The 26276-nt window shown below is 54.0% G+C and carries 24 protein-coding genes; 17 read left to right on the top strand and 7 right to left on the bottom strand.

Going from position 1 to position 26276, the window contains the following annotated elements; translation table 11 throughout:
• Positions 1–504: 504 nt before the first annotated feature.
• The 9 genes from atpI to FHC49_RS21090 all read left to right on the top strand — a co-directional run bounded on the left by atpI (position 505) and on the right by FHC49_RS21090 (position 7396).
• The gene (atpI, locus tag FHC49_RS21130) at positions 505–885 is read left to right on the top strand and encodes a F0F1 ATP synthase subunit I (protein ID WP_185668168.1); all 381 of its coding nucleotides are present in this window, start codon (positions 505–507) and stop codon (positions 883–885) included.
• An 8-nt stretch (positions 886–893) separates the two neighbouring features.
• On the top strand, positions 894–1709 hold the full coding sequence (gene atpB / locus FHC49_RS21125) for a F0F1 ATP synthase subunit A (RefSeq protein WP_166515107.1): 816 nt from the start codon (positions 894–896) through the stop codon (positions 1707–1709).
• Positions 1710–1755: 46 nt separating this feature from the next.
• The gene (gene atpE / locus FHC49_RS21120) at positions 1756–1995 is read left to right on the top strand and encodes a F0F1 ATP synthase subunit C (protein ID WP_000429386.1); all 240 of its coding nucleotides are present in this window, start codon (positions 1756–1758) and stop codon (positions 1993–1995) included.
• A 66-nt stretch (positions 1996–2061) separates the two neighbouring features.
• Positions 2062–2532 (top strand): F0F1 ATP synthase subunit B, encoded by a 471-nt coding sequence (gene atpF / locus FHC49_RS21115; protein ID WP_035893620.1) that lies wholly within the window; start codon positions 2062–2064, stop codon positions 2530–2532.
• A gap of 14 nt (positions 2533–2546) precedes the next feature.
• Positions 2547–3080, top strand: a complete 534-nt coding sequence (gene atpH / locus FHC49_RS21110) for a F0F1 ATP synthase subunit delta (RefSeq protein WP_035893618.1) — start codon at positions 2547–2549, stop codon at positions 3078–3080.
• Between the two features lie 12 nt (positions 3081–3092).
• Complete coding sequence (gene atpA, locus FHC49_RS21105) at positions 3093–4634, top strand: F0F1 ATP synthase subunit alpha (protein WP_166515109.1); 1542 nt, start codon at positions 3093–3095, stop codon at positions 4632–4634.
• 49 nt (positions 4635–4683) lie between these two features.
• The gene (gene atpG / locus FHC49_RS21100; RefSeq protein WP_185668166.1) at positions 4684–5547 is read left to right on the top strand and encodes a F0F1 ATP synthase subunit gamma; all 864 of its coding nucleotides are present in this window, start codon (positions 4684–4686) and stop codon (positions 5545–5547) included.
• Between the two features lie 26 nt (positions 5548–5573).
• On the top strand, positions 5574–6956 hold the full coding sequence (gene atpD / locus FHC49_RS21095; RefSeq protein ID WP_035893613.1) for a F0F1 ATP synthase subunit beta: 1383 nt from the start codon (positions 5574–5576) through the stop codon (positions 6954–6956).
• A gap of 20 nt (positions 6957–6976) precedes the next feature.
• The gene (locus tag FHC49_RS21090) at positions 6977–7396 is read left to right on the top strand and encodes a F0F1 ATP synthase subunit epsilon (protein ID WP_003023809.1); all 420 of its coding nucleotides are present in this window, start codon (positions 6977–6979) and stop codon (positions 7394–7396) included.
• Between the two features lie 518 nt (positions 7397–7914).
• Here the strand turns inward: FHC49_RS21090 and FHC49_RS21085 are convergent.
• Positions 7915–10092 (bottom strand): right-handed parallel beta-helix repeat-containing protein, encoded by a 2178-nt coding sequence (locus FHC49_RS21085; protein ID WP_220440794.1) that lies wholly within the window; start codon positions 10090–10092, stop codon positions 7915–7917.
• 345 nt (positions 10093–10437) lie between these two features.
• On the opposite strand from FHC49_RS21085, the gene glmU reads away from it, so the two are divergent.
• From glmU to phoU, 7 genes are all read left to right on the top strand, one after another.
• Entirely contained in the window at positions 10438–11808 is a 1371-nt protein-coding gene (glmU, locus tag FHC49_RS21080; protein ID WP_220440793.1) for a bifunctional UDP-N-acetylglucosamine diphosphorylase/glucosamine-1-phosphate N-acetyltransferase GlmU, read from the top strand.
• 173 nt (positions 11809–11981) lie between these two features.
• Positions 11982–13811 carry a glutamine--fructose-6-phosphate transaminase (isomerizing) gene (glmS, locus tag FHC49_RS21075; protein WP_185668163.1) on the top strand — a complete coding sequence of 610 codons (1830 nt, stop codon included), beginning with the start codon at positions 11982–11984 and terminating at the stop codon, positions 13809–13811.
• 296 nt (positions 13812–14107) lie between these two features.
• Entirely contained in the window at positions 14108–15148 is a 1041-nt protein-coding gene (gene pstS / locus FHC49_RS21070) for a phosphate ABC transporter substrate-binding protein PstS (RefSeq protein ID WP_220440792.1), read from the top strand.
• A gap of 73 nt (positions 15149–15221) precedes the next feature.
• On the top strand, positions 15222–16181 hold the full coding sequence (pstC, locus tag FHC49_RS21065; protein ID WP_106930132.1) for a phosphate ABC transporter permease PstC: 960 nt from the start codon (positions 15222–15224) through the stop codon (positions 16179–16181).
• Complete coding sequence (pstA, locus tag FHC49_RS21060; RefSeq protein ID WP_185668160.1) at positions 16181–17071, top strand: phosphate ABC transporter permease PstA; 891 nt, start codon at positions 16181–16183, stop codon at positions 17069–17071. The genes pstC and pstA overlap by 1 nt, the downstream gene beginning before the upstream one ends.
• Positions 17072–17122: 51 nt before the next feature.
• Positions 17123–17896: a phosphate ABC transporter ATP-binding protein PstB gene (gene pstB / locus FHC49_RS21055; protein WP_035893601.1), complete on the top strand. Its 774-nt coding sequence runs from the start codon at positions 17123–17125 to the stop codon at positions 17894–17896.
• A gap of 135 nt (positions 17897–18031) precedes the next feature.
• Positions 18032–18757, top strand: a complete 726-nt coding sequence (gene phoU, locus FHC49_RS21050; protein ID WP_012907987.1) for a phosphate signaling complex protein PhoU — start codon at positions 18032–18034, stop codon at positions 18755–18757.
• A gap of 47 nt (positions 18758–18804) precedes the next feature.
• Here the strand turns inward: phoU and yieH are convergent, their stop codons facing one another.
• Positions 18805–19470 carry a 6-phosphogluconate phosphatase gene (gene yieH, locus FHC49_RS21045; protein ID WP_220440791.1) on the bottom strand — a complete coding sequence of 222 codons (666 nt, stop codon included), beginning with the start codon at positions 19468–19470 and terminating at the stop codon, positions 18805–18807.
• Between the two features lie 169 nt (positions 19471–19639).
• On the opposite strand from yieH, the gene adeP reads away from it, so the two are divergent.
• On the top strand, positions 19640–20977 hold the full coding sequence (gene adeP / locus FHC49_RS21040; protein WP_185668158.1) for an adenine permease AdeP: 1338 nt from the start codon (positions 19640–19642) through the stop codon (positions 20975–20977).
• A gap of 87 nt (positions 20978–21064) precedes the next feature.
• Here the strand turns inward: adeP and FHC49_RS21035 are convergent, their stop codons facing one another.
• The 5 genes from FHC49_RS21035 to mnmE form a co-directional block, all read right to left on the bottom strand.
• Positions 21065–21631 carry an NADPH-dependent FMN reductase gene (locus tag FHC49_RS21035; protein WP_123650965.1) on the bottom strand — a complete coding sequence of 189 codons (567 nt, stop codon included), beginning with the start codon at positions 21629–21631 and terminating at the stop codon, positions 21065–21067.
• A gap of 41 nt (positions 21632–21672) precedes the next feature.
• Positions 21673–22422, bottom strand: a complete 750-nt coding sequence (locus FHC49_RS21030) for a 4'-phosphopantetheinyl transferase superfamily protein (RefSeq protein ID WP_185668157.1) — start codon at positions 22420–22422, stop codon at positions 21673–21675.
• A 157-nt stretch (positions 22423–22579) separates the two neighbouring features.
• On the bottom strand, positions 22580–23539 hold the full coding sequence (yidZ, locus tag FHC49_RS21025) for an HTH-type transcriptional regulator YidZ (RefSeq protein WP_185668156.1): 960 nt from the start codon (positions 23537–23539) through the stop codon (positions 22580–22582).
• Positions 23508–24689, bottom strand: a complete 1182-nt coding sequence (locus tag FHC49_RS21020) for an MFS transporter (protein WP_220440790.1) — start codon at positions 24687–24689, stop codon at positions 23508–23510. Before FHC49_RS21020 ends, yidZ begins: the two co-directional genes overlap by 32 nt.
• Positions 24690–24862: 173 nt before the next feature.
• On the bottom strand, positions 24863–26227 hold the full coding sequence (mnmE, locus tag FHC49_RS21015; protein ID WP_220440789.1) for a tRNA uridine-5-carboxymethylaminomethyl(34) synthesis GTPase MnmE: 1365 nt from the start codon (positions 26225–26227) through the stop codon (positions 24863–24865).
• Positions 26228–26276: the final 49 nt, after the last annotated feature.

The raw sequence follows: 26276 nt of genomic DNA, 5'->3' as shown, positions 1-26276 counted from the left end.
TCATTGTAACGCGGCTTTTTTTGTTAAGACTTAAAATAGTCAACATGGAAAATATCAGTCTGCTAAAAGTCAGCCCATTCGTCATTTTGTCATGTTAATAAATTATTATAAATGTCAATGAATGGTTTTTGTTCTGTATCGCGGTGTTTTTAAAAGAGTGGGCGGATTAAGTCTTATATATCAGAATGATGAGAACTTCCGTTTTGCTACAATGATTTATGCGGTTCGCTCGAAAATGTTTAATATGTGATCTCGTGCACGCTTTGTAATCACTATTTTCGGTGTATTTGCAGTTTTGTACGATCGTTCACACTTTGGCGAAAAGTAGAAAAACAGCGCGAATGAAAAATAATTAAATATTTATTCACGTTTTGGCTACTTATTGTTTGAAATCACGGGGTGTCACCGTATAATTTGACCGCTTTTTGATGCTTGACTCAGAGCATTAAAGAACGTTTTATACGACACGCGGCATACCTCAAAGGGAGCAGGAGTACAAACGTGATGTCTATGTCGCTCGTGAGTCGAAACGTTGCACGAAAGCTTCTGTTCATTCAGCTTCTGGCAGTGATAGCAAGTGGATTGCTGTTCAGCCTAAAAGACCCCTTCTGGGGCATCTCCGCCGCGTGCGGAGGCCTGGCAGTGTTACTGCCTAATATGTTGTTTATGATTTTTGCCTGGCGTCACCAGGTACATACACCCGCTAAAGGCCGAGTGGCCTGGACGTTCGCCTTCGGGGAAGCGTTCAAAGTGCTTGCGATGCTGGTGTTACTGGTCGTGGCGCTGGCGGTTTTAAAGGCGGTGTTCTTGCCGCTGATCGTGACATGGATTTTGGTGCTAGTGGTTCAGATACTGGCGCCCGCTGTAATTAACAACAAAGGGTAAAAGGCATCATGGCTTCTGAAAATATGACGCCGCAGGAATACATAGGACACCATCTGAATAACCTTCAGCTGGACCTGCGTACTTTCTCGCTGGTAGATCCGCATAACCCCCCAGCCACCTTCTGGACGCTCAATATTGACTCCATGTTCTTCTCGGTGGTGCTGGGTCTGTTGTTCCTGCTTACGTTTCGTAGCGTTGCCAAAAAAGCAACCAGCGGCGTACCAGGTAAATTTCAGACCGCGATTGAGCTGGTAATCGGCTTTGTTCATGGCAGTGTCAAAGACATGTACCATGGCAAAAGCAAGGTTATCGCACCGCTAGCCCTGACGATCTTCGTCTGGGTCTTCCTGATGAACCTGATGGACTTACTGCCTATCGACCTGCTGCCGTATGTTGCTGAGCACATACTGGGCCTGCCGGCGCTGCGCGTGGTTCCGTCTGCGGACGTAAACATTACCCTGTCTATGGCACTGGGCGTGTTTATCCTGATTCTGTTCTACAGCATCAAAATGAAAGGCATCGGTGGCTTCACGAAAGAGCTGACACTGCAGCCGTTCAATCACTGGGCATTTATTCCTGTCAACTTAATCCTTGAAGGGGTAAGCCTGCTGTCCAAACCGGTATCTCTGGGTCTGCGACTGTTCGGCAACATGTATGCCGGTGAGCTGATTTTCATTCTGATTGCTGGTCTGTTGCCGTGGTGGTCACAGTGGATTCTGAATGTGCCGTGGGCCATTTTCCACATCCTGATCATTACGCTGCAAGCCTTCATCTTCATGGTTCTGACGATTGTCTATCTGTCGATGGCGTCTGAAGAGCATTAATTTACCAACACTACTACGTTTTAACTGAAACAAACTGGAGACTGTCATGGAAAACCTGAATATGGATCTGCTGTACATGGCTGCCGCTGTGATGATGGGTCTGGCGGCAATCGGTGCTGCGATCGGTATCGGCATCCTCGGGGGCAAATTCCTGGAAGGCGCAGCGCGTCAACCGGATCTGATTCCTCTGCTGCGTACTCAGTTCTTTATCGTTATGGGTCTGGTGGATGCTATCCCAATGATCGCTGTAGGTCTGGGTCTGTACGTGATGTTCGCTGTCGCGTAGTAAGCGTTGCTTTGAATTAAGTAAGAGCAATATCAGAACGTTAACTAGATAAAGAGGCATTGTGCTGTGAATCTTAACGCAACAATCCTCGGCCAGGCCATCGCGTTTGTCCTCTTCGTTCTGTTCTGCATGAAGTACGTATGGCCGCCTTTAATGGCAGCCATCGAAAAGCGTCAAAAAGAAATTGCTGACGGCCTTTCTTCTGCAGAACGAGCTAAAAAGGATCTGGACCTTGCACAGGCCAATGCGACCGACCAGCTGAAAAAAGCGAAAGCGGAAGCCCAGGTAATCATCGAGCAGGCGAACAAACGTCGCTCTCAGATCCTGGACGAAGCCAAAACTGAAGCAGAGCAGGAACGTAACAAAATCGTGGCACAGGCTCAGGCAGAAATTGATGCTGAGCGTAAACGTGCCCGCGAAGAGCTGCGTAAGCAAGTCGCTATCCTGGCTGTTGCTGGCGCCGAGAAGATCATCGAACGTTCCGTGGATGAAGCTGCTAACAGCGACATCGTGGACAAACTTGTCGCTGAACTGTAAGGAGGGAGGGGCTGATGTCTGAATTTGTTACGGTAGCTCGCCCCTACGCCAAAGCAGCTTTTGACTTTGCCGTCGAACACAAAAGCGTAGATCGCTGGCAGGACATGCTGGCGTTTGCCGCCGAAGTGACGAAGAACGAACAAATGGCAGAGCTTCTGTCTGGTGCGCTGGCACCGGAAACGCTCTCTAAGTCGTTTATCGCAGTATGCGGTGAGCAACTGGACGAAAATGGCCAGAACCTGATTAAGGTGATGGCTGAAAATGGTCGTCTTAAAGTGCTCCCGGATGTTCTCGAGCAGTTCATTCATCTGCGCGCCGCGAGTGAAGCTACCTCTGAGGTAGAAGTCATCTCCGCTAATGCGCTCAATGAAGAACAGCTTGCGAAAATCAGCGCCGCGATGGAAAAGCGTCTGTCACGCAAAGTTAAGCTGAATTGCAAAATCGATAAGTCTGTAATGGCGGGCGTTATCATCCGTGCGGGTGATATGGTCATTGATGGCAGCGTACGCGGCCGTCTTGAGCGCCTTGCAGACGTCTTGCAGTCTTAAGGGGACTGGAGCATGCAACTGAATTCCACCGAAATCAGCGAACTGATCAAGCAGCGCATTGCTCAGTTCAGTGTTGTGAGTGAAGCTCACAACGAAGGTACTATTGTTTCTGTAAGTGACGGTGTTATCCGCATCCACGGCCTGGCCGATTGTATGCAGGGTGAAATGATCTCCCTGCCGGGTAACCGTTACGCTATCGCACTGAACCTGGAGCGCGACTCCGTAGGTGCTGTAGTAATGGGTCCGTACGCTGACCTTGCCGAAGGCATGACCGTCAAGTGTACTGGTCGTATCCTGGAAGTTCCGGTTGGCCGTGGCCTGCTGGGCCGTGTGGTTAACACCCTGGGTGCACCAATCGATGGTAAAGGCGCGCTGGACAACGACGGCTTCTCCGCCGTTGAAGCTATCGCACCAGGCGTAATCGAACGTCAGTCCGTTGATCAGCCAGTTCAGACTGGTTATAAATCCGTTGATGCCATGATCCCAATCGGTCGTGGTCAGCGTGAACTGATCATCGGCGACCGTCAGACCGGTAAAACCGCGCTGGCAATCGACGCCATCATCAACCAACGTGATTCCGGCATCAAGTGCGTATACGTTGCTATCGGCCAGAAAGCGTCCACCATTTCTAACGTGGTACGTAAACTGGAAGAACACGGCGCGCTGGCTAACACCATCGTTGTTGTAGCAACCGCGTCTGAATCCGCTGCACTGCAGTACCTGGCACCATATGCCGGTTGCGCAATGGGCGAATACTTCCGCGACCGCGGCGAAGATGCGCTGATCATTTATGATGACCTGTCTAAACAGGCTGTCGCTTACCGTCAGATCTCCCTGCTGCTCCGTCGTCCACCAGGACGTGAAGCATTCCCAGGCGACGTATTCTATCTGCACTCCCGTCTGCTGGAGCGTGCTGCGCGTGTTAACGCTGAATACGTTGAGACCTTCACCAAAGGTGAAGTGAAAGGGAAAACGGGTTCTCTGACCGCTCTGCCGATTATCGAAACGCAGGCTGGTGACGTTTCCGCATTCGTTCCGACCAACGTAATTTCCATTACCGATGGTCAGATCTTCCTGGAAACCAACCTGTTCAACGCCGGTATTCGTCCTGCGGTTAACCCGGGTATCTCCGTATCCCGTGTTGGTGGTGCAGCTCAGACCAAGATCATGAAGAAACTGTCCGGTGGTATCCGTACCGCTCTGGCACAGTATCGTGAACTGGCAGCGTTCTCCCAGTTCGCATCTGACCTTGACGATGCAACCCGTAAGCAGCTGGACCATGGTCAGAAAGTGACTGAACTGCTGAAACAGAAACAGTATGCGCCGATGTCAGTCGCGCAGCAGTCTCTGGTTCTGTTCGCGGCAGAACGTGGTTATCTGGCGGATGTAGAGCTGGCGAAAATCGGTAGCTTCGAAGCCGCTCTGCTGGCTTACGTTGACCGTGATCACGCTCCGTTGATGCAAGAGATCAACCAGTCCGGTGGCTATAACGACGAAATCGAAGGCAAGCTGAAAGGCATCCTCGATTCCTTCAAAGCAACCCAATCCTGGTAAAGTCTGACGGCCTGTCTTAGGGCAGGCCGTAGGCATTGAGGAGAAGCTCATGGCCGGCGCAAAAGAGATACGTAGTAAGATCGCAAGCGTCCAGAACACGCAAAAGATCACTAAAGCGATGGAGATGGTCGCCGCTTCCAAAATGCGTAAATCGCAGGATCGCATGGCGGCCAGCCGTCCTTATGCAGATACCATGCGCAAAGTGATTGGTCACCTTGCGAACGGTAATCTGGAATATAAGCACCCGTACCTGGAAGAACGCGACGTTAAGCGCGTGGGCTACCTGGTGGTGTCTACCGACCGTGGTCTGTGCGGTGGCTTGAACATTAACCTGTTCAAGAAACTGCTGGCGGATATGAAGGCATGGACCGAAAAAGGCGTTCAGTGCGACCTCGCAATGATCGGCTCTAAAGGTGTGTCCTTCTTTAATTCCGTAGGTGGCAACATTGTCGCTCAGGTAACCGGTATGGGCGATAAACCTGCCCTGTCCGAACTTATCGGTCCGGTAAAAGTGATGTTGCAAGCCTACGACGAAGGTCGTCTGGACAAGCTTTATATTGTCAGCAACAAATTTATTAACACCATGTCTCAGGTCCCGACGATCGTCCAACTGCTGCCGTTACCGGCTTCAGAAGATGATGATCTGAAACGTAAAACCTGGGATTACCTGTACGAACCCGATCCGAAAGCGCTGCTGGATACCCTCCTGCGTCGCTATGTCGAATCTCAGGTCTATCAGGGCGTGGTAGAAAACCTGGCCAGCGAGCAGGCCGCACGTATGGTGGCGATGAAAGCCGCGACCGACAATGGCGGCAGCCTGATTAAAGAGCTGCAGTTGGTATACAACAAAGCTCGACAGGCCAGCATTACTCAGGAACTCACCGAGATCGTCGGTGGTGCATCCGCGGTATAACCAGGTTAATTCGTAGAGGATTCAAGATGGCTACTGGAAAAATTGTCCAGGTAATCGGCGCCGTAGTTGACGTCGAATTCCCTCAGGATGCCGTACCGCGCGTGTACGAAGCTCTTGAGGTGCAGAATGGTAATGAAGTTCTGGTGCTGGAAGTTCAGCAGCAGCTCGGCGGCGGTATCGTACGTACCATCGCTATGGGTTCTTCCGACGGTCTGCGTCGCGGTCTGGATGTTAAAGACCTTGAGCACCCAATCGAAGTTCCGGTAGGTAAAGCTACGCTGGGTCGTATCATGAACGTACTGGGTCAGCCAGTAGACATGAAAGGCGACATCGGTGAAGAAGAGCGTTGGGCTATCCACCGCGCTGCACCTTCCTACGAAGAGCTGTCTAGCTCTCAGGAACTGCTGGAAACCGGTATCAAAGTTATCGACCTGATGTGTCCGTTCGCGAAGGGCGGTAAAGTCGGTCTGTTCGGTGGTGCGGGTGTTGGTAAAACCGTAAACATGATGGAGCTGATCCGTAACATCGCGATCGAGCACTCCGGTTACTCCGTGTTTGCGGGCGTAGGTGAACGTACTCGTGAGGGTAACGACTTCTACCACGAAATGACCGACTCCAACGTTATCGATAAAGTATCCCTGGTATATGGCCAGATGAACGAGCCACCGGGAAACCGTCTGCGCGTTGCTCTGACCGGTCTGACCATGGCTGAGAAATTCCGTGACGAAGGTCGTGACGTACTGCTGTTCGTCGATAACATCTATCGTTACACCCTGGCCGGTACAGAAGTATCTGCACTGCTGGGTCGTATGCCTTCAGCGGTAGGTTACCAGCCGACTCTGGCGGAAGAGATGGGCGTTCTGCAGGAACGTATCACCTCCACCAAGACCGGTTCTATCACCTCCGTACAGGCGGTATACGTACCTGCGGATGACTTAACTGACCCATCCCCAGCAACTACCTTTGCTCACTTAGATGCAACCGTAGTACTGAGCCGTCAGATCGCTTCCCTGGGTATCTACCCTGCGGTTGACCCGCTGGACTCCACCAGCCGTCAGCTGGATCCGCTGGTTGTTGGTCAGGAACACTACGACACCGCTCGTGGAGTTCAGTCCATCCTGCAGCGTTATCAGGAACTGAAAGACATCATCGCCATCCTGGGTATGGATGAGCTGTCTGAAGAAGACAAACTGGTGGTAGCACGCGCACGTAAAATTCAGCGCTTCCTGTCCCAGCCATTCTTCGTAGCAGAAGTATTCACCGGTTCTCCAGGTAAATACGTTTCGCTGAAAGACACCATCCGTGGCTTTAAAGGCATCATGGACGGCGAATACGATCACCTGCCGGAGCAGGCGTTCTACATGGTCGGTTCCATTGACGAAGCAGTGGAAAAAGCCAAAAAACTTTAACGCCTTAATCGGAGGGTGATATGGCAATGACTTACCACCTGGACGTCGTCAGCGCAGAGCAACAAATGTTCTCTGGTCTGGTCGAGAAAATCCAGGTAACGGGTAGCGAAGGTGAACTGGGTATTTTCCCGGGTCACGCACCGCTGCTCACCGCCATTAAGCCTGGTATGATTCGCATCGTTAAACAGTTCGGTCATGAAGAGTTTATCTATCTGTCCGGCGGCATTCTTGAAGTGCAGCCTGGTAGCGTGACCGTTCTGGCTGATACCGCTATTCGCGGCCAGGACCTCGACGAAGCGCGAGCTCTGGAAGCGAAACGTAAGGCTGAAGAGCACATTAAGAGCTCTCATGGTGACGTGGATTACGCTCAGGCGTCTGCGGAACTGGCCAAAGCGATCGCTAAACTGCGCGTTATCGAGTTGACCAAAAAAGCGATGTAACACCGGCTTGAAAGTCAAAAAGCCAGTCTGGTTTCCAGGCTGGCTTTTTTTATGGTTTGTTTTAATTTAAATGAAACTGAAAAGGCATTTTAAATATTTTGTGATTTGAGTCACAAAACTGTTGATCGATAAATGTCCGAGGAGTAGACTTCTTTTTGTGACATGAGTCACAGAAAATATCACTACTATCGCAGGATAAAAATCATGAAACTGATCAATAAAATCATCGCCCTTTTCAGCGCTATGAACATCTCTTTCGGTACTTTCAACCTGTAAGGTTGATGACCGCACTGGCCGCCTCACCTGTAGGTCAGGTGCCGTTCTGTTAAGCGCTGTACCGCTAACGAAAACCACAACACACGCGGTGTAAACAGAACCAAAAACGAAAAAGGTCGCCTTATGGCGACCTTTGTATTTTGTAGGCCGGAGAATTTCCCGGAGTCGGTGCTGTTGCACCTCGTTCGGGCTACCCAAGCATGTAGCCCGGCCAGGCGAAGCGCCGCCGGGGAAGCGGTTTCTTAATCCTTAGTCAGGAAATTCCCGGTATTAAAGCTCCCGTCCGCATTACGGGTCAGCGGCTGCGGTAACGACAGCGACTGGAAATCTTCTGCGCGCAGTTCCTTTCCTTCGGTATTAACGCTTTTTCCCTTCTCGATGAAGTAGTTGGTGGCATCAACGTTCCCGACCACTGCATCGTCATATTTCCCCGGCTGACTGCGCAGCGAAATATTGTCGCTGAACACACCCTGAGTAGCGGCGTCACCGTATGGGCTTGGGCGGAAGATAAAGTTAAAGCGCTGGTTATCAACGGCAACGTTGTTCACCACCACCAGTTTGCCCGGGTTGAAGTTGTCGGTGAAACCATCGAGATGGTTGCCCATGGCGATACTGTTGCGAATTTCGTGGGCCACAGGCTGGCCTTCACCGCCGAGTTTAAAGCCGTTGCTGGTATTGTTGCGGGCAATGGAGTTCTCAATCACCACCACGCCGTTCGCACCATCCTCAATCTTGTTGAACAGATCGAAACCGTCGTCAATATTGTCATGCGAGTAGCACCCTTCCAGGCGGTTACCTTCACCCACGCGCATCTTCACCGCAAAACCGTCAGCGTTGATCTTACCCGGATCTTCATTGCTGTAAGATTCAGAGTTCACCACACGGTTATGGCTTGCCCACAATGGGCGACCGATCTTATCGACGGAAGAGATCTGAATGCCGGTGTCGTCATTGTGATAGGCGGTGACGTTCTCGATAAGGTTGTGGCTTCCCTGAATACGCAGGCTTTTGTCGGTAATATCCACGCCGCGAATCGTCCAGTAGTGGCCGTCCAGCAGCATCCCGCGGATAACCGCTTTACCCGCCGCTTCCAGCGTTTTACGACCCTTTTCAAGGCCGCTTGCGGAGAGTGGGATATCGGTCTTCGCGTAGTCACCTGCCGCCAGTACCACTTTACCGCCAGGTGGTACAAGCGCGATGGCGGTGGCCAGATCCATTGGCGCTTCTGCCGTGCCTTTGGCATCGGCTTTACCGTCGGCGGCGGCGTACAGCGTACTGCTTACCGTGGCTTTGTGCTGGCTAACGGAAAGCTGCTGTTCAACCGGCGAACGATCGCGACCGCTGGTGGGGGTAAAGGTAATCTGGAAGTTGTTGCTCTCGGCGAGCTTCGTTGGCAGGGTAAACATCTCACCGGCTTTCACCGGTTTATTCTCCCCGATCACCACTTCGTTCTGGCGCACCGAGAACTGACCATCGTAGTTGGCCCGCGCCTGTAAGGTATAGTTCTGGCCTGCACTCTGGCTGCCTGATGCCACCTGCATCACCACCGGCCAGGATTTTGCCACAAACGGCTTCGAGGCCACGGTCTGCGCAGCCGACGTCGTCAGAGAGGCGTCGCTGACGGTGATTTTCGCATTACGGGAAGCAAAGAACCCCACGTAATACTGCTTTTTATCCTGCACCGAAATCAGATCGGCATTCGGCACCTGCTGGATGACCCACTCTTCGCTGCCGACCGGCGCCCAGGCGGTAATAAAGCCTTCATTCGTTCGCTCGAGCTTAAGGCGGAAGGTCGGCGACTCTCGCAGGTCAACGCCTTCCTTATAGCTCACCTTTTTAATCTCAGAGCCCGCATTACCCCAAGGTTGGGTGATGCCGTTGCGTGAGATAGCCTGTAGCTTAACGCGATAATCGTCTTTTTTATCCTGGGTCATGATGGCGTTCATCACCATATTTGAAGCCGCAGGAAACTCTTCATAGCCCTCTTTCAACGGCTCCTGACGAGGCGTGCCGATAATATCGCGTACCAGCAGTCCAGCCCCTTCCTGAGCGGCCGGTTTGGCGCCATTTTCCGGGCCAAACTGATCGACGGTAACCGTAGCAGAGAGAACAAAATTCTCATCGCTCGGCAGCGTGGTGTAGAAAAAAGTCAGGCCGTCGTGCGAGTTGGCAATCTTACCGCCGCGGCTTTCAATGGTGATAGGTTTACTGAGTGAGGCAATTTGCTGCGGGGTCAGCGTCTTACCATCAATCGTCACGTTGTTAACGCCAACCTTCTCCGGCAACACGTTAGAGGAGAAGTTAACGTCAGTGGATTGCCCAAAAGCGATCGCCTTCCATTGCTGGGGCGCCTGGGCCTGTGCCGAGAGGGAGAGTGCTGCGCTACAAAGAGTCAGAGCCAGAGGTATTTTCTTTTTCATATCATCTTCCTGAATGGTTGAGCGCCGTAATTATCAACAAATCAAAACGCTGTTTCTTTTTCGCTCGTCACAATATCGAGTAAATAAAACAGTGTTTTAAATATGATGTGGCCTTTATTCAGGTGTCAAAAAAACAATATAAGCAGAGAGATAGCGCGCTAACCCGCGATTGGGCTGATTTCTTACGAGACAAATGCGTTTGATATGGACGAAAATAAGGGAAGAAAAACAGGGCGAAAGGTAATGTTGAGCGTTTTATCAGCAGGCCATTTCATGGCGAAAAATATGTAGAATTTTCAACGTTAACCCGCTTTACTTCATACTTAATCTACAGACAGGATACCTATGTCTAACCGTACCATGAGCGTTGTGATCCTTGCCGCTGGCAAAGGCACGCGTATGTATTCCGATCTTCCAAAAGTGTTGCATACCCTGGCCGGCAAGCCGATGGTGCAGCATGTCATTGATGCCGCGAATCATGTTGGCGCGAACCAGGTCCACCTGGTGTACGGTCACGGCGGTGATTTACTGAAGCAAGCTTTATCCGATGACAACCTGAACTGGGTGCTGCAGGCTGAACAGCTGGGCACCGGTCATGCGATGCAGCAGGCTGCGCCGTTCTTCGCGGATGACGAAGATATTCTGATGCTCTACGGCGACGTGCCGCTGATCTCCGTTGAAACGCTGCAGCGCCTGCGTGAAGCCAAGCCGCAGGGCGGAATTGGCCTGCTGACGGTGGTGCTGGACGATCCAAGCGGTTATGGCCGTATTACCCGTGAGAACGGCAAAGTGACCGGCATCGTTGAGCACAAAGATGCCACCGAAGCACAGCGTAAGATTCAGGAAATCAATACCGGTATCCTGATTGCTAACGGCGCGGACCTGAAGCGCTGGCTGGCGAAGCTCGACAATAACAATGCGCAGGGCGAGTTCTATATCACCGATATCATCGCCATGGCATACCGCGAAGGCCGTGAGATTGCCGCCGTTCACCCGGCGCGTATCAGTGAAACTGACGGCGTGAATAACCGCCTGCAGCTTTCTCGCCTTGAGCGTATTTATCAGTCCGAGCAGGCAGAAAAACTGCTGCTGGCAGGCGTAATGCTGCGTGACCCGGCGCGTTTTGACCTGCGCGGCACCTTGTCTCATGGGCGCGATGTTGAAATTGATACTAACGTTATCCTTGAAGGCAACGTCGTGCTGGGCCATCGCGTCAAAATCGGCGCAGGCTGCGTGATTAAAAACGCGACCATCGGCGACGACTGCGAAATCAGCCCGTACAGCGTGGTGGAAGATGCCCATCTGGAAGCGGCCTGCACCATCGGCCCGTTCGCCCGTCTGCGTCCTGGCGCTGAGCTGCTGGAAGGCGCACACGTGGGTAACTTCGTCGAAATGAAAAAAGCGCGTCTGGGTAAAGGCTCAAAAGCCGGTCATCTGACCTACCTCGGCGATGCGGAAATTGGCGACAACGTTAACATCGGCGCGGGTACCATTACCTGCAACTACGATGGCGCCAACAAGTTTAAAACGATTATTGGCGACGACGTCTTTGTCGGTTCCGACAGCCAGCTGGTGGCGCCGGTAACGATTGGCAAAGGCGTGACCATCGCGGCCGGTACCACCGTGACCCGCGACGTTGCTGATAACGAACTGGTGCTGAGCCGCGTACCGCAGGTACACAAGCAAGGCTGGCAGCGTCCGGTGAAGAAAAAGTAATTTCTGTAGACCTGATACAGGCCTACATGGGTGAGGAGATAACATAATCTCCCGCCCAAAAAGCAGTACCTATAAAAATAACCCCACTCTCTACAAGGCTCGGGGCGCCCGGAATACGGGCAACAGGTTGACCGACAACGCATGGCATAATGCCAAAATCGGAATATAAAACTATGTGTGGAATTGTTGGCGCAGTCGCGCAACGTGATGTAGCTGAAATCCTTCTCGAAGGTCTCCGTCGCCTGGAATACCGTGGCTATGACTCTGCTGGTCTGGCCGTAGTAGACGCTGAAGGTCATATGACCCGCCTGCGTCGTCTGGGGAAAGTCCAGATGCTGTCGCAAGCCGCGGAAGAACATCCGCTGGTGGGCGGTACCGGTATTGCTCACACCCGCTGGGCAACCCACGGCGAACCGTCGGAAGGCAACGCGCATCCGCATGTTTCTGACCACATTGCGGTGGTGCATAACGGCATCATCGAAAACCATGAACCGCTGCGCGAAATGCTGCAGGCGCGTGGCTATGTTTTTGTTTCAGCGACCGACACCGAGGTGATCGCTCACCTGGTGCACTGGGAGATGGAACAGGGCGGTACTCTGCGTGAAGCCGTGCTGCGCGCTATTCCGCAGCTGCGTGGTGCTTACGGCACGGTTATCATGGACTCTCGCGACCCAAGCACGCTGCTGGCCGCGCGTTCCGGTAGCCCGCTGGTTATCGGCCTCGGCATGGGTGAGAACTTTATCGCTTCTGACCAACTGGCGCTGTTGCCGGTGACCCGTCGCTTTATCTTCCTCGAAGAGGGCGATATTGCCGAAGTAACGCGCCGTTCGGTTGCGGTATTCGATAAGTCCGGTGCCAGCGTGAAGCGTCAGGAGATCGAATCTAACCTGCAATATGACGCGGGCGATAAAGGTATCTATCGCCACTACATGCAGAAAGAGATCTACGAACAGCCGAACGCCATCAAAAACACCTTAACCGGGCGTATCAGCCACGGCGAAGTGGATCTCAGCGAGCTGGGCCCACAGGCCGATGCGCTGCTTTCTCGCGTTGAGCATATCCAGATTATCGCCTGCGGCACCTCCTATAACTCAGGGATGGTCGCGCGCTACTGGTTTGAATCACTGGCGGGCATGCCGTGTGACGTCGAAATTGCCTCGGAATTCCGCTATCGCAAATCTGCCGTTCGCCCGAACAGCCTGGTGATTACCCTGTCGCAGTCTGGCGAAACCGCCGATACGCTGGCTGGCCTGCGTTTGACCAAAGAGCTGGGTTACCTGGGCTCGCTGGCGGTTTGTAACGTCGCGGGTTCATCGCTGGTGCGTGAGTCCGATCTGGCGATTATGACCAACGCCGGGGCTGAAATTGGCGTGGCGTCCACTAAAGCATTCACCACCCAGCTGACGGTTCTGCTGATGCTGGTGGCGAAGATGGCGCGCCTGAAAGGGGCGGATGCGTCCGTGGAGCATGAGATTGTTCATGCGCTGCAGGCGCTGCCAAGCCGCATCGAGCAGATGCTGTCTCAGGACAAACGTATTGAAGCGCTTGCAGAAGATTTCTCCGACAAGCATCACGCGCTGTTCCTGGGCCGTGGCGATCAGTACCCGATTGCCCTTGAAGGTGCGCTGAAGCTCAAAGAGATCTCCTACATTCACGCGGAAGCGTATGCCGCAGGCGAGCTGAAACACGGCCCGCTGGCGCTTATCGACGCGGACATGCCGGTTATCGTCGTCGCACCGAATAACGAACTGCTGGAAAAACTGAAGTCCAACATTGAAGAGGTGCGCGCGCGCGGCGGTGAGCTGTACGTGTTTGCCGACCGTGATGCGGCGTTCAGCAACAGCGACAATATGCACATCATCGAGATGCCGCACGTGGAAGAGGTGATTGCACCTATTTTCTACACCGTGCCGCTGCAACTGCTGGCTTACCACGTGGCGCTGATCAAAGGCACCGATGTGGACCAGCCGCGTAACCTGGCGAAGTCGGTTACCGTCGAATAAGTTCGGTTAGTCAAAACGATCCGGCTCTGCCTCAGGCACAGCCGGATTTTTTTTGTCATCAGAAACTGTCATAAAGCATGATTTTTTTGCTGTCATAAAAAGAAAATCTTGCCGTAATTTAATTGTAAATTATTTTTATAACATGATGATTTATAATGATTTAATAATATTGTTTTTCGCGTGGTTTTCGTTGTCATTAAACTGTAATAAACCTTACATATAACTGTCACCTGATTGTCCTATTTTGCTCCTCGTAGCCACTAAACAATCATTTACGGATTCTTGCAGGAGACATTATGAAAGTTATGCGTACCACTGTCGCAACTGTTGTCGCCGCGACCTTATCGATGAGCGCTTTCTCTGCTTTTGCAGCAGCAAGCCTGACGGGTGCTGGTGCAACCTTCCCGGCGCCAGTGTATGCCAAATGGGCAGATACCTATCAGAAAGAGACCGGTAGCAAAGTAAACTACCAGGGTATCGGCTCCTCCGGTGGCGTAAAACAAATTACCGCTAACACCGTTGATTTCGGCGCATCTGATGCTCCGCTGTCTGACGACAAACTGGCTCAGGAAGGCCTGTTCCAGTTCCCGACCGTTATCGGCGGTGTGGTTCTGGCTGTTAACATCCCTGGCCTGAAATCCGGCGAGCTGGTGCTTGACGGTAAAACCCTGGGCGACATCTACCTGGGTAAAATCAAGAAGTGGGATGACGCTGCCATCACCAAACTGAACCCGGGCGTTAAGCTGCCTTCTCAGAACATCGCCGTTGTGCGTCGTGCTGATGGTTCCGGTACCTCTTTCGTGTTCACCAGCTACCTGTCTAAAGTGAACGAAGAGTGGAAATCCAAAATTGGCGCGGGCTCTACCGTAAACTGGCCAACCGGTCTGGGCGGTAAAGGTAACGACGGTATCGCGGCATTCGTACAGCGTCTGCCAGGCTCCATCGGCTACGTTGAATATGCTTACGCTAAGCAGAACAACCTGGCTTACACCAAACTGGTTTCTGCCGATGGCAAGCCGGTTAGCCCGACTGAAGACAACTTTGCTAACGCTGCTAAAGGCGTTGACTGGAGCAAATCCTTCGCGCAGGACCTGACTAACCAGAAAGGTGACAACGCGTGGCCGATTACCTCCACCACCTTCATCCTGGTTCATAAACAGCAGCAGAAACCTGAGCAAGGTGCTGAAGTGCTGAAGTTCTTTGACTGGGCGTATAAAAACGGCGGCAAACAGGCGAACGAGCTTGATTACGCCACTCTGCCTCAGAGCGTGGTTGAGCAGGTTCGTGCTGCATGGAAGACCAACGTGAAAGACAGCAGCGGTAAAGCGCTGTACTGATTACGGTAGCCCGGCGGAAACGCCGGGCAACGTGTAAGCGTCGTGGCGGATTTTAAACTGGAAAGAGTGATTTATGGCTGCAACTAAGCCTGCTTTTAACCCACCGGGTAAAAAGGGTGACATGATATTCAGCGCGCTGGTAAGACTGGCTGCGCTGATTGTGCTATTGATGTTGGGTGGGATTATCGTCTCTCTGATCATCTCTTCTTGGCCAAGTATGGAGAAGTTCGGCTTCGCCTTCCTGTGGACCAAAGAGTGGGATGCGCCTAACGACATCTACGGTGCGCTGGTACCGATTTACGGTACGCTCGTGACCTCCTTTATCGCGCTGCTGATCGCCGTTCCGGTGAGCTTCGGTATCGCACTCTTCCTGACTGAACTGGCACCCAACTGGCTGAAACGCCCGTTAGGTATCGCGATTGAACTGCTGGCGGCCATTCCCAGCATCGTTTACGGCATGTGGGGGCTATTTATCTTTGCTCCGCTGTTCGCGACCTACTTCCAGGAGCCAGTCGGCAATATCCTTTCTAACATCCCGTTTGTCGGTGCACTGTTCTCCGGCCCGGCGTTTGGTATCGGTATCCTGGCGGCTGGGGTTATCCTCGCCATCATGATCATCCCGTATATCTCCGCCGTTATGCGCGATGTGTTCGAACAAACCCCGGTGATGATGAAAGAGTCGGCCTACGGTATCGGCTGCACCACCTGGGAAGTTATCTGGCGTATCGTTCTGCCGTTCACCAAAAACGGGGTCATAGGCGGCGTGATGCTCGGCCTGGGCCGCGCGTTGGGTGAAACGATGGCAGTAACCTTTATCATCGGTAACACCTACCAGCTCGACAGCGCATCGCTGTATATGCCGGGCAACAGCATTACCTCCGCACTGGCGAACGAATTCGCCGAAGCGGAATCTGGCCTGCATGTCTCCGCGCTGATGGAACTGGGTCTTATCCTGTTTGCGATTACCTTTATCGTGCTGGCGGCATCGAAGTTCATGATTATGCGCCTGGCGAAAAACGAGGGGGCACGCTAATGACGACGCTGGAAATGCAAAGCACCGCTGCGCTGGCGGAGTCTCGCCGCAAGATGCAGGCGCGTCGCCGCATGAAGAACCGCATTGCGCTGACGCTGTCGATGGCTACCATGATCTTCGGCCTGTTCTGGCTGGTGTGGATCCTGATGGCGACCATTACCCGCGGCATCGACGGTATGTCGCTGGCGCTGTTTACCGAAATGACGCCGCCGCCAAACACGGCTGGCGGTGGCCTGGCTAACGCCCTGGCGGGCAGCGGCCTGCTGATCCTGTGGTCGACCGTTATCGGTACCCCACTGGGCATTATGGCAGGCATCTATCTGGCGGAGTACGGGCGTAAATCCTGGCTTGCTGAAGTGATTCGCTTTATTAACGATATTCTGCTCTCCGCACCCTCCATCGTGGTCGGCCTGTTCGTCTACACCATCGTGGTGGCGCAGATGCAGCACTTCTCCGGCTGGGCGGGCGTGATTGCGCTGGCGCTGCTGCAGGTGCCTATCGTTATTCGTACCACCGAGAACATGCTGAAACTGGTGCCGGATAGCCTGCGTGAAGCAGCCTACGCGCTGGGCACGCCGAAGTGGAAGATGATCTCTGCGATTACGCTGAAAGCGTCTATCTCCGGGATTATGACCGGTATCCTGCTGGCTATTGCGCGTATCGCCGGTGAAACGGCCCCGCTGCTGTTTACCGCGCTCTCCAACCAGTTCTGGAGCACCGACATGATGCAGCCCATCGCCAACCTGCCGGTGACCATCTTTAAATTTGCGATGAGCCCGTTTGCTGAGTGGCAGCAACTGGCCTGGGCCGGGGTGCTGATTATCACTCTGTGCGTACTGCTGCTGAACATTCTGGCGCGCGTTATTTTCGCGAAGAAGAAACACGGTTAATTTTTTACGGCGCGGCCAACGACGGCGGCGCTGGATGAGGAAGAGATTGAGATGAGTATGGTGAACACAACTCCGGGTAAAATTTCAGTACGTGACCTGAACTTCTACTACGGCAAATTCCATGCCCTGAAGAACATCAACCTGGATATCGCCAAAAACCAGGTAACGGCGTTTATCGGCCCGTCAGGCTGCGGTAAATCGACGCTGCTGCGTACCTTCAACAAGATGTTTGAACTGTACCCGGAGCAGCGCGCAGAAGGCGAAATTCTGCTGGATGGCGATAATATTCTCACCAATACCCAGGATATCGCCCTGCTGCGTGCCAAAGTGGGTATGGTGTTCCAGAAGCCAACACCGTTCCCGATGTCGATTTACGACAACATCGCCTTCGGCGTGCGCCTGTTTGAAAAGCTCTCCCGCACCGATATGGACGAACGCGTGCAGTGGGCTTTGACCAAGGCCGCATTATGGAACGAAACCAAGGATAAACTGCACCAGAGCGGGTACTCTCTCTCCGGTGGTCAGCAGCAGCGTCTGTGCATCGCGCGTGGTATCGCGATTCGCCCAGAAGTTCTGCTGCTGGATGAGCCGTGTTCCGCTCTTGACCCGATCTCCACCGGGCGTATCGAAGAGCTGATTACCGAGCTGAAAGAGGACTACACCGTGGTGATCGTGACTCACAACATGCAGCAGGCTGCACGTTGCTCCGACCACACGGCATTTATGTACCTGGGCGAGTTGATTGAGTTCAGTAACACGGACGATCTGTTCACCAAGCCTGCGAAGAAACAAACTGAAGATTACATTACTGGCCGCTACGGTTGATGCCCTTCAGCTTTCAAGCGATAACCGCGTTGGCTGCCTTTGCTCACCCCGGTCACGTAGTAGACTACGCTCCCGGGGATTCGCGCAGTTGCCACCTTGTTCTCGCTCGAAATCTTTTGGGCATTTGGAGAAATGATGGATAATTTAAACCTTAATAAACATATTTCCGGCCAGTTCAACGCAGAACTGGAAAGCATCCGCACCCAGGTGATGACCATGGGCGGCATGGTAGAGCAGCAGTTGTCTGATGCGATTACCGCCATGCACAACCAGGATAGTGAACTGGCAAAGCGCGTCATCGACGGCGATAAGCACGTCAATATGATGGAAGTGGCGATTGATGAAGCCTGCGTGCGCATCATCGCCAAGCGCCAGCCAACCGCGAGCGATCTGCGTCTGGTGATGGCGATTATTAAAACCATCGCCGAGCTGGAACGTATTGGTGACGTTGCGGATAAAATCTGTCGCACCGCGCTGGAGAAATTCTCCCAGCAGCACCAGCCGCTGCTGGTCAGCCTGGAATCGCTGGGCCGCCACACCGTGCAGATGCTGCATGACGTGCTGGACGCGTTCGCGCGTATGGACCTCGACGAAGCGGTACGTATCTATCGTGAAGATAAGAAAGTTGACCAGGAATATGAAGGCATCGTGCGCCAGCTGATGACCTATATGATGGAAGACTCGCGCACCATTCCAAGCGTGCTGACCGCGCTGTTCTGTGCGCGCTCTATCGAGCGTATCGGTGACCGCTGCCAGAATATCTGCGAATACATCTTCTACTTCGTGAAGGGGCAAGATTTCCGTCACGTGGGCGGCGATGAGCTGGATAAGCTGCTGGCGGGGAAAGACCCGAAAGAGTGATTGCTTCAATAGCGTAAAAAAACCTGCCGCGGCAGGTTTTTTGTTTTCTATCGCGTAATGTCCCAGCCGCGTGCTTTCCACAGTGCAGGCAGTTCCGCCAGATCGGTAAACGTCGTCACCTTCGGGTGAACGATCGGTTTGTTGTGCGGATCTGCACAGAAGTAGAACACCTCCATGCCCGCATCAATCCCCGACTGCGCGCCAGCGGAAGAGTCATCCACCAGAATGCACTTCTCCACGTCCACATTCATTGCCTTCGCCGCATGGTGCATCAGCGCCGGGTCTGGCTTCCAGCGTTGGATATCGTAGCCGCTGAACAGCTTATCCGGGAAATGGTGCAGCATGTGCAGCTTGCCGAGCGAATGCTGCATTTTGCTGACCGGGCCGTTCGACACGACGCACATCGGTACGCTAACCGCGTCGAGCAACGCATTCGCCCCGGCAATCACCTCCAGCTCGGTGTCGAACAGGCGTGCGACCTCGGCGCGGTAAACCGGTTCTAACTCCGCTTTTTCCAACTGAGTGCCGTGCTCATCGTTGATGATGTCGATAATCTCGTAGAGCTTTACGCCCTTGAAACGTTTAAAAATCTCTTCCAGATCGAGCGTGATGCCAAATGTTTTAAACATATGGACGTAGGCCCGTGAACAGATCACTTCGCTGTCTACCAGCGTACCGTCACAGTCGAAAAAAACCGCTTCAACTCCGGACATGTCATTTCCTTTTTAACAAGTTTAACGTTTACGTAATGCCGAATTGAGAGACGCAATCGTTGCCGTATAAGCAAAATCAATGAAAAAAAGTATCTCGCAACCGCGCCTATTGTCGCATTTTGGTATAGGATAGCGACGAATTTTCCTTCCATGTCTGCGGAAATTAATAATGAGTCAACAACACACCACCCCGGCTTCCGGTCAGGGGATTCTGGAGCGCGTGTTTAAACTGCGCGAGCACGGCACGACGGCACGTACCGAAGTGATCGCCGGTTTCACGACCTTCCTGACGATGGTCTACATCGTTTTCGTTAACCCGCAAATTCTTGGCGTAGCTGGCATGGACACCAGCGCAGTGTTTGTTACTACCTGCCTGATCGCGGCGCTGGGCAGTATTCTGATGGGCATCTTTGCCAACCTGCCGGTCGCACTGGCACCGGCAATGGGCTTGAACGCGTTCTTCGCGTTCGTCGTCGTGCAGGCGATGGGCCTGCCGTGGCAGGTCGGTATGGGCGCTATCTTCTGGGGCGCAATCGGTCTGCTGCTGTTGACGATTTTCCGCGTGCGTTACTGGATGATTGCCAATATCCCGGTGAGCCTGCGCGTAGGTATCACCAGCGGTATCGGTCTGTTCATCGGTATGATGGGCTTGAAAAACGCCGGCGTTATCGTGGCAAACCAGGACACGCTGGTCTCTATCGGTAACCTGACCTCTCACAGCGTACTGCTGGGCGTGCTGGGCTTCTTTATCATTGCGATTCTGGCTTCCCGCAACATTCACGCAGCGGTGCTGGTTTCTATCGTGGTAACTACGCTGCTGGGCTGGATGCTGGGTGATGTGCACTACAGCGGCATCGTTTCTGCGCCGCCGAGCATTACCACTGTGGTCGGTCATGTTGACCTGGCGGGCTCCTTCAACCTGGGTCTGGCGGGCGTTATCTTCTCCTTCATGCTGGTAAACCTGTTTGACTCCTCCGGTACGCTGATTGGCGTGACTGACAAAGCCGGTCTGGCCGATGCCAAAGGTAAGTTCCCACGTATGAAGCAGGCGCTGTTTGTCGATAGCGTCTCCTCGGTTGCTGGCTCTTTTATCGGCACCTCTTCCGTCACCGCGTATATCGAATCTTCTTCCGGCGTGTCCGTGGGCGGTCGTACCGGTCTGACGGCGGTAGTGGTTGGTCTGCTGTTCCTGCTGGTTATCTTCCTGTCGCCGCTGGCGGGTATGGTGCCGGGCTATGCGGCTGCGGGCGCGCTGATTTACGTGGGTGTCCTGATGACATCCAGCCTGTCTCGCGTGAAGTGGGATGACCTGACCGAAGCGGTTCCTGCGTTTATTACCGCGGTGATGATGCCGTTCAGCTTCTCAATCACAGAAGGTATTGCGCTGGGCTTCATCTCTTACTGCGTGATGAAAATCGGTACCGGTCGTTTCCGCGACCTCAGCCCGTGCGTGATTGTTGTCGCACTGCTGTTTATTCTGAAGATTGTGTTTATTGACGCAAAATAAACAGTAAGCCCTTTTCATCGAAAAGGGCTTTAGTGTTTGTACCCTCTCCCTGTGGGAGAGGGCCAGGGTGAGGGCATCAGCCCGCACTTACGCTTTAACGCGCTGAATGTACTCGCCAAATGCGGTCAACTGACCGGTCAAATGATCCAACGTCCCTTGTTCAATCACTTCACCCAGCTGCGGGTCGACCTTATTCTGAATCACGCCGCCCATAAACTCCGGCTTGTTCATGACCATTGCATCCAGGAACACCAGAATCTGGCGCAGATGATACTGGCAGCGCGCGCCGCCGATAGCGCCCATTGAGCTGGTCTGAATCAGGACCGGTTTACCTGAAAGCGGCTGATCCGGCAGACGAGAGAGCCAGTCGATAGCGTTCTTCAGGCCACCCGGCACAGAATAGTTGTACTCTGGCGTAACGATAACCACGCCGTCGGCCTGGCGAATCTGTTCTGCCAGCGCTTCCACGCTTTGCGGGAAACCGTCTTCCTGCTGGAGGTCCGCGTCATACAGCGGGATATCGCCAATCGACGGCAGTGCGGAAACGGACATGCCCGCCGGGGCGATTTTAGGCAGGGTGCGCGCCACCATACCGTTGAATGAGCCTTTGCGCAGGCTTCCCAGTAACGTCACAACGTTCAATGTTTCAGACATGACTACTCCTTTTCCATCATGGCGGCTGAAATCCAGCCGAATCAATTGAGTATAAGCGCTTTCTCCGCCGGTAGGCTGGTGAATCTCATCAGGCGTGCCGAAGGTTCGTTGGCCCGGGTCTGGGCATCAGGCAGGCTACGCCAGCCGTGCTTACCATCAAACTCCCAAACCTTGAGTTTGTCGATAGACGGTGAAGCGGCCAGCGACCAGACCAGCACGTCTTCGGCATCGCAGATGACTTCAAGCTGATCGGTTAATGCCGAACGCAGGCGGCCTGAGCCGGGCAGTAGCTGGAGCGTCTGAGGGGAGTCGTGGTGAACGTCACCTGACAGCTTGAGGACGCTCTGACGCAGCGTGATGAGCTGTGCGCGCGCTTCATGTGGATCGTTCTGGTTGTTGATCCACAGATTCTCATTGCTGGTAAAGCGGTAGCTTTCCATCATCGTGGCCTGCGGGGTATTGCGCAGCGTGCGCAGCAGTTCCATATCGAGGCCGCACTGGCCTTCAGTGGTGAGGGCTACGCCGACGATGTTACCAGCATAAGCGATAGAAAAATCAGGCAGATGGCTGTCCTTAAAGTACGGTTTACCTTCTTCCTGAGTCTCGATTTCAGGCAGTTCGCTAATGCCATACAGCATAAACAGCAATTCCGCCAGCAAAGCGCGGGAAGCCAGGTAGCGGGTCCGGCGATGGGCCGGCAGCTGGCGCGCAATATTATGGCTGGTGGATGAGAGCCTGACCGATAGTAGATGTCCGTCCTTAAGGATCCCTCTTGCAAAGTGCGTCGCCATTTTTCGCTCCGTGATTAATGGACTGTGGATATGACGAGAGTAACATTTACGCCAGTTATGATCAGGTTTTACTGCCTAAAAGTGCGATTGAAAAGGGGTATTACGCGACTTTTACACTTCGCCCTAACTGAAACGTATTATTTTTACGAATAATGAGTCAGGAAACAGCGAGATATAAGGCTTTGAGGGTATCACGGAGCCAAATAATTTTCGGGTTGTGACTATTTCGTTTATGCCAGAGTAGGGTAAACGGCACCTGCAGTTTTTCCCGCTGCACGGCATCAAACGGTAGCGGGCGAGGCACTAAAGGCAGGTTGTGCAGTTGGTTATAATGCTGGCAGTAGCGTGGCGCGGTGGCGATCATCTGGTGATCCGGTTGGGCGGCCATAAACAGTGACTGTTCAAAGCCCGGCAGGCTGAGCGCGATATGGCGCTCGCGCCCCATCTCCTGCAATACGTCGTCCAGCGCCCAGGTATCGCTTTGTTCCCAGCAGATACTGATGTGCGGGTAGCGCAGGAATGTTTCCAGATTCCACTCTTCCTGAAGCGCTGGATGGTCCTCACGCAGCCAGACCCAGGGCAGGTCGGTAAACAGTACCTCGTAGTCTATCGACAGCGGCAGCAGGCTCAGCAGCTCGCGTGAGCGGGGATGACTTTCACGCCCGGTGAAGCCGATATCGACTTCACCGCGAATAATCGCATCCAGCGAATCATAGTCCCAGTTACGCACTTTGATGGTCGCCTGCGGGTAGCGCTGATAAATCTGGCTGGAGAGTTGGTTGAACATGATCATTACCAGCGGCGTTTCGGCGACCAGGTCGAACTTCAGCCCGCGTGGCGTTTCGTGATGCGGTTTATCCAGCAACTGATTGCCCATCTGCATCCACTCGGCCAGGCTTTGCTCCATGCTGACCATCAGCGGCGTCGGCGTCAGCCCAAGCGGGGTGTTCACAAACAGCGGATCGTCAAACCAGGCTCGCAGCTTCGACAGCGACTTACTGACCGCCGACGGCGTGACGTTCATCCGTTTGGCGGTTTTGGTAACGCTGCGCTCCTGCATCAGAAGCTGGAGGCATAGCAGTAAATTAAGATCGAGACTGGAGAGGGGCTTCTTCATGTGTTGGCGCAGACCGGTTAGGAGCCACTGAGATAATCAGCAGTATGCACACTATGCTACAGCCAATCAGAATCCCGATCAGCATATTCAGCGCATCAAGACCCAGGATGGCCGACAGCCATATCCACAGCGACGAACCGCAGACCTGAGCAATACCCAGCGCCGAACTGGCAACCCCTGCCCGCAGCGAGAATGGCCCCAGCGCCTGACTCATGGCAACGCCAAAGCCTACCGAGAACCCTGCGCAAATTAAGGTCAGCCCGAAGAGCGTAACGGCGTGTGTACCGGCAAGCGTGAGCACAATCCCCGCCGCCAGAAAAAGCACCTGCGATGCCAGCATGAGAGTGCGGGGTTTAAATAGGCTCAGAGCGAACGGCGTTGAGAATGACACCGCCATGCTGACGCCTGCGGTCATCGCCATGGTCGTGGCATATTCGCCACGGTCAAAGCCCATGACCTCCATCAGCAGCACCGGTGAGGTGTTTACGAAGGTGAGGATCACCGACACGCTCAGCGTGGTGATCGCCAGACGGCTGAGGAAAAAGCGATTTATCAACGACTCGGCTCCCGGCGTATGGCCTGCCGAGGCAGGTAGCGTCGCCGGGCGCGATTCTCGCAGCACAAACACCGACAGCAGGAAGACCACCACTCCCATGCCAATCATCGTGTAGAACAGACTCTGCCACGGATATTTGAGCATAATCAGGTGCCCCAGCACCGGTGCGAGTACCGGCACGATGCAGGTGATGCCATTAAGCAGCGACAGCACCTTGGCCCGCAAGCGATCGTCGAGCGTATCGCGCAGGATAGCGAACGCCACGACGTAGCAACAGCCAGCCCCGATCCCCTGAATAAAACGCCCCACCAGGAAGGGGGGGCCGCTTTCCGCCAGCGAACAGATAGCGGAAGCGGCGATGTAGATCAGCGCCCCGACAATCGCTACCGGCTTGCGGCCCGATTGGTCCGCCACCTTCCCGGCGAACAGCATCGCGGTTGCCATCCCGGCCAGATAGACCGAAAACGCGATGTGTAGCTGCGCTTCGCTGGCCTGTAAATCAGCGGCGATACGCGGTAATCCCACCAGGTACATATCAATACCGGCGGGATAGAGTAAAACCAGGGCAAAACAGCAGACGAGAAAGCGTGTCATGGCGACCTCACGAGAAATGTGGCGCTCAGCATACTGGGGCGCGTGCGATGACACGAGTTGCCATTTGGACAACAGTGATTTCCTGTTAGGAAAATCGGTTGCCTGGTAGTGCCTGGCTTATCGGGCCTACATGTCGCGTAGGCCCGATAAGCCATAGCTGCTATCTGGCAAAACTACTTACCAATACAGAAGCTGGAGAAAATCCGCCCCAGTAGATCGTCAGACGTAAATTCCCCGGTAATCTCACTCAGGCTCTGCTGCGCCAGGCGCAGCTCTTCTGCCAGCAGCTCTCCGGCCCAGGCACCAAGCAGCTGGGCTTTACCCTGCTGGAGGTGTTCGGCGGCATCGGAAAGCGCCTGCAGGTGGCGACGACGCGCCAGGAAGCCGCCTTCCATGTTGTTTTCGAAGCCCATGCTCTGTTTGAGATGGTTACGCAGCACGTCGACGCCTTCACCGGTACGCGCGGAGAGGCGCACAAGTAAGTGGCCATTTACTTCACTTAGCCCCAGCGTTTCGCCGGTGATATCGGCCTTGTTACGTACCACGGTGATCGGCAGGTTTGCCGGCAGACGGGCGATAAAGTCCGGCCAGATGTCAGCAGGGTCGGTGGCGTCGGTCGTCGTGCCGTCGACCATAAACAGCACGCGGTCGGCCTGCTCAATTTCCTGCCAGGCACGCTCGATGCCGATACGCTCCACTTCATCGTTGGCGTCGCGCAGACCGGCGGTATCGATGATATGCAGCGGCATGCCGTCAATATGGATATGTTCGCGCAGTACGTCGCGGGTGGTGCCCGCGATGTCGGTGACGATAGCCGCTTCACGGCCCGCCAGGGCGTTCAACAGGCTCGATTTTCCGGCGTTCGGGCGGCCAGCAATCACCACCTTCATTCCTTCGCGCAGCAGGCTGCCCTGACGCGCTTCGGCGCGCACGGCGTCGAGATCGCCCATCACCGCATTCAACTGCGCTTCGATTTTACCGTCGGAGAGGAAATCGATCTCCTCGTCCGGGAAGTCGATCGCCGCTTCAACGTAGATGCGCAGGTGAGTGAGGGCTTCCACAAGGTGGTTAACACGTGCCGAGAAGGCCCCCTGAAGCGAGTTCAGCGCGGAGCGTGCTGCCTGTTCAGAGCTGGCGTCAATCAGGTCGGCAATAGCTTCTGCCTGCGCCAGGTCGAGCTTATCGTTTAAAAACGCGCGCTCGGAAAACTCCCCCGGGTTGGCAATGCGTACGCCCGGCAGCGTCAGAATACGTTTTAGCAGCAGATCGAGGATCACCGGGCCGCCGTGGCCCTGAAGCTCCAGCACGTCTTCACCGGTGAACGAGTTTGGGCCTGGGAACCATAGCGCAATGCCCTGATCCAGCGCGCTGCCGTCGCTGTCTTTGAACGGCAGGTAATCGGCGTAGCGCGGTTTAGGCAGTTTGCCCAGCATCGCCTGCGCGACATCTCTCGCCTTCAGGCCGGAGATGCGCAGAATGCCCACACCACCGCGTCCCGGTGGGGTGGCCTGGGCGACGATAGTGTCGTTTTGGCTCATGGTTTGTCTCTACTGTGTCGCAATAAAAAAAGGCGGTCATTCGACCGCC

It is taken from the genome of Kluyvera sp. EC_51 (genome assembly GCF_019584505.1).
Lineage (GTDB): Bacteria > Pseudomonadota > Gammaproteobacteria > Enterobacterales > Enterobacteriaceae > Kluyvera > Kluyvera sichuanensis.
The sequence above is the reverse complement of the archived record's forward strand: the minus strand, read 5'-3'. Positions and strand labels throughout refer to the sequence as shown.

Bases quoted from the DNA above. Each gene is read 5' to 3' on its own strand.
- FHC49_RS21035 (WP_123650965.1), bottom strand. From the start codon at position 21,631: ATGTCTGAAACATTGAACGTTGTGACGTTACTGGGAAGCCTGCGCAAA.
- FHC49_RS21030 (WP_185668157.1), bottom strand. From the start codon at position 22,422: ATGGCGACGCACTTTGCAAGAGGGATCCTTAAGGACGGACATCTACTA.
- FHC49_RS21085 (WP_220440794.1), bottom strand. From the start codon at position 10,092: ATGAAAAAGAAAATACCTCTGGCTCTGACTCTTTGTAGCGCAGCACTC.
- yidZ (WP_185668156.1), bottom strand. From the start codon at position 23,539: ATGAAGAAGCCCCTCTCCAGTCTCGATCTTAATTTACTGCTATGCCTC.
- yieH (WP_220440791.1), bottom strand. From the start codon at position 19,470: ATGTCCGGAGTTGAAGCGGTTTTTTTCGACTGTGACGGTACGCTGGTA.
- atpH (WP_035893618.1), top strand. From the start codon at position 2,547: ATGTCTGAATTTGTTACGGTAGCTCGCCCCTACGCCAAAGCAGCTTTT.
- mnmE (WP_220440789.1), bottom strand. From the start codon at position 26,227: ATGAGCCAAAACGACACTATCGTCGCCCAGGCCACCCCACCGGGACGC.
- adeP (WP_185668158.1), top strand. From the start codon at position 19,640: ATGAGTCAACAACACACCACCCCGGCTTCCGGTCAGGGGATTCTGGAG.
- pstA (WP_185668160.1), top strand. From the start codon at position 16,181: ATGACGACGCTGGAAATGCAAAGCACCGCTGCGCTGGCGGAGTCTCGC.
- glmU (WP_220440793.1), top strand. From the start codon at position 10,438: ATGTCTAACCGTACCATGAGCGTTGTGATCCTTGCCGCTGGCAAAGGC.
- atpG (WP_185668166.1), top strand. From the start codon at position 4,684: ATGGCCGGCGCAAAAGAGATACGTAGTAAGATCGCAAGCGTCCAGAAC.
- atpE (WP_000429386.1), top strand. From the start codon at position 1,756: ATGGAAAACCTGAATATGGATCTGCTGTACATGGCTGCCGCTGTGATG.
- atpB (WP_166515107.1), top strand. From the start codon at position 894: ATGGCTTCTGAAAATATGACGCCGCAGGAATACATAGGACACCATCTG.
- FHC49_RS21090 (WP_003023809.1), top strand. From the start codon at position 6,977: ATGGCAATGACTTACCACCTGGACGTCGTCAGCGCAGAGCAACAAATG.
- pstS (WP_220440792.1), top strand. From the start codon at position 14,108: ATGAAAGTTATGCGTACCACTGTCGCAACTGTTGTCGCCGCGACCTTA.
- atpI (WP_185668168.1), top strand. From the start codon at position 505: ATGTCTATGTCGCTCGTGAGTCGAAACGTTGCACGAAAGCTTCTGTTC.
- glmS (WP_185668163.1), top strand. From the start codon at position 11,982: ATGTGTGGAATTGTTGGCGCAGTCGCGCAACGTGATGTAGCTGAAATC.
- atpA (WP_166515109.1), top strand. From the start codon at position 3,093: ATGCAACTGAATTCCACCGAAATCAGCGAACTGATCAAGCAGCGCATT.
- pstB (WP_035893601.1), top strand. From the start codon at position 17,123: ATGAGTATGGTGAACACAACTCCGGGTAAAATTTCAGTACGTGACCTG.
- atpD (WP_035893613.1), top strand. From the start codon at position 5,574: ATGGCTACTGGAAAAATTGTCCAGGTAATCGGCGCCGTAGTTGACGTC.
- phoU (WP_012907987.1), top strand. From the start codon at position 18,032: ATGGATAATTTAAACCTTAATAAACATATTTCCGGCCAGTTCAACGCA.
- pstC (WP_106930132.1), top strand. From the start codon at position 15,222: ATGGCTGCAACTAAGCCTGCTTTTAACCCACCGGGTAAAAAGGGTGAC.
- FHC49_RS21020 (WP_220440790.1), bottom strand. From the start codon at position 24,689: ATGACACGCTTTCTCGTCTGCTGTTTTGCCCTGGTTTTACTCTATCCC.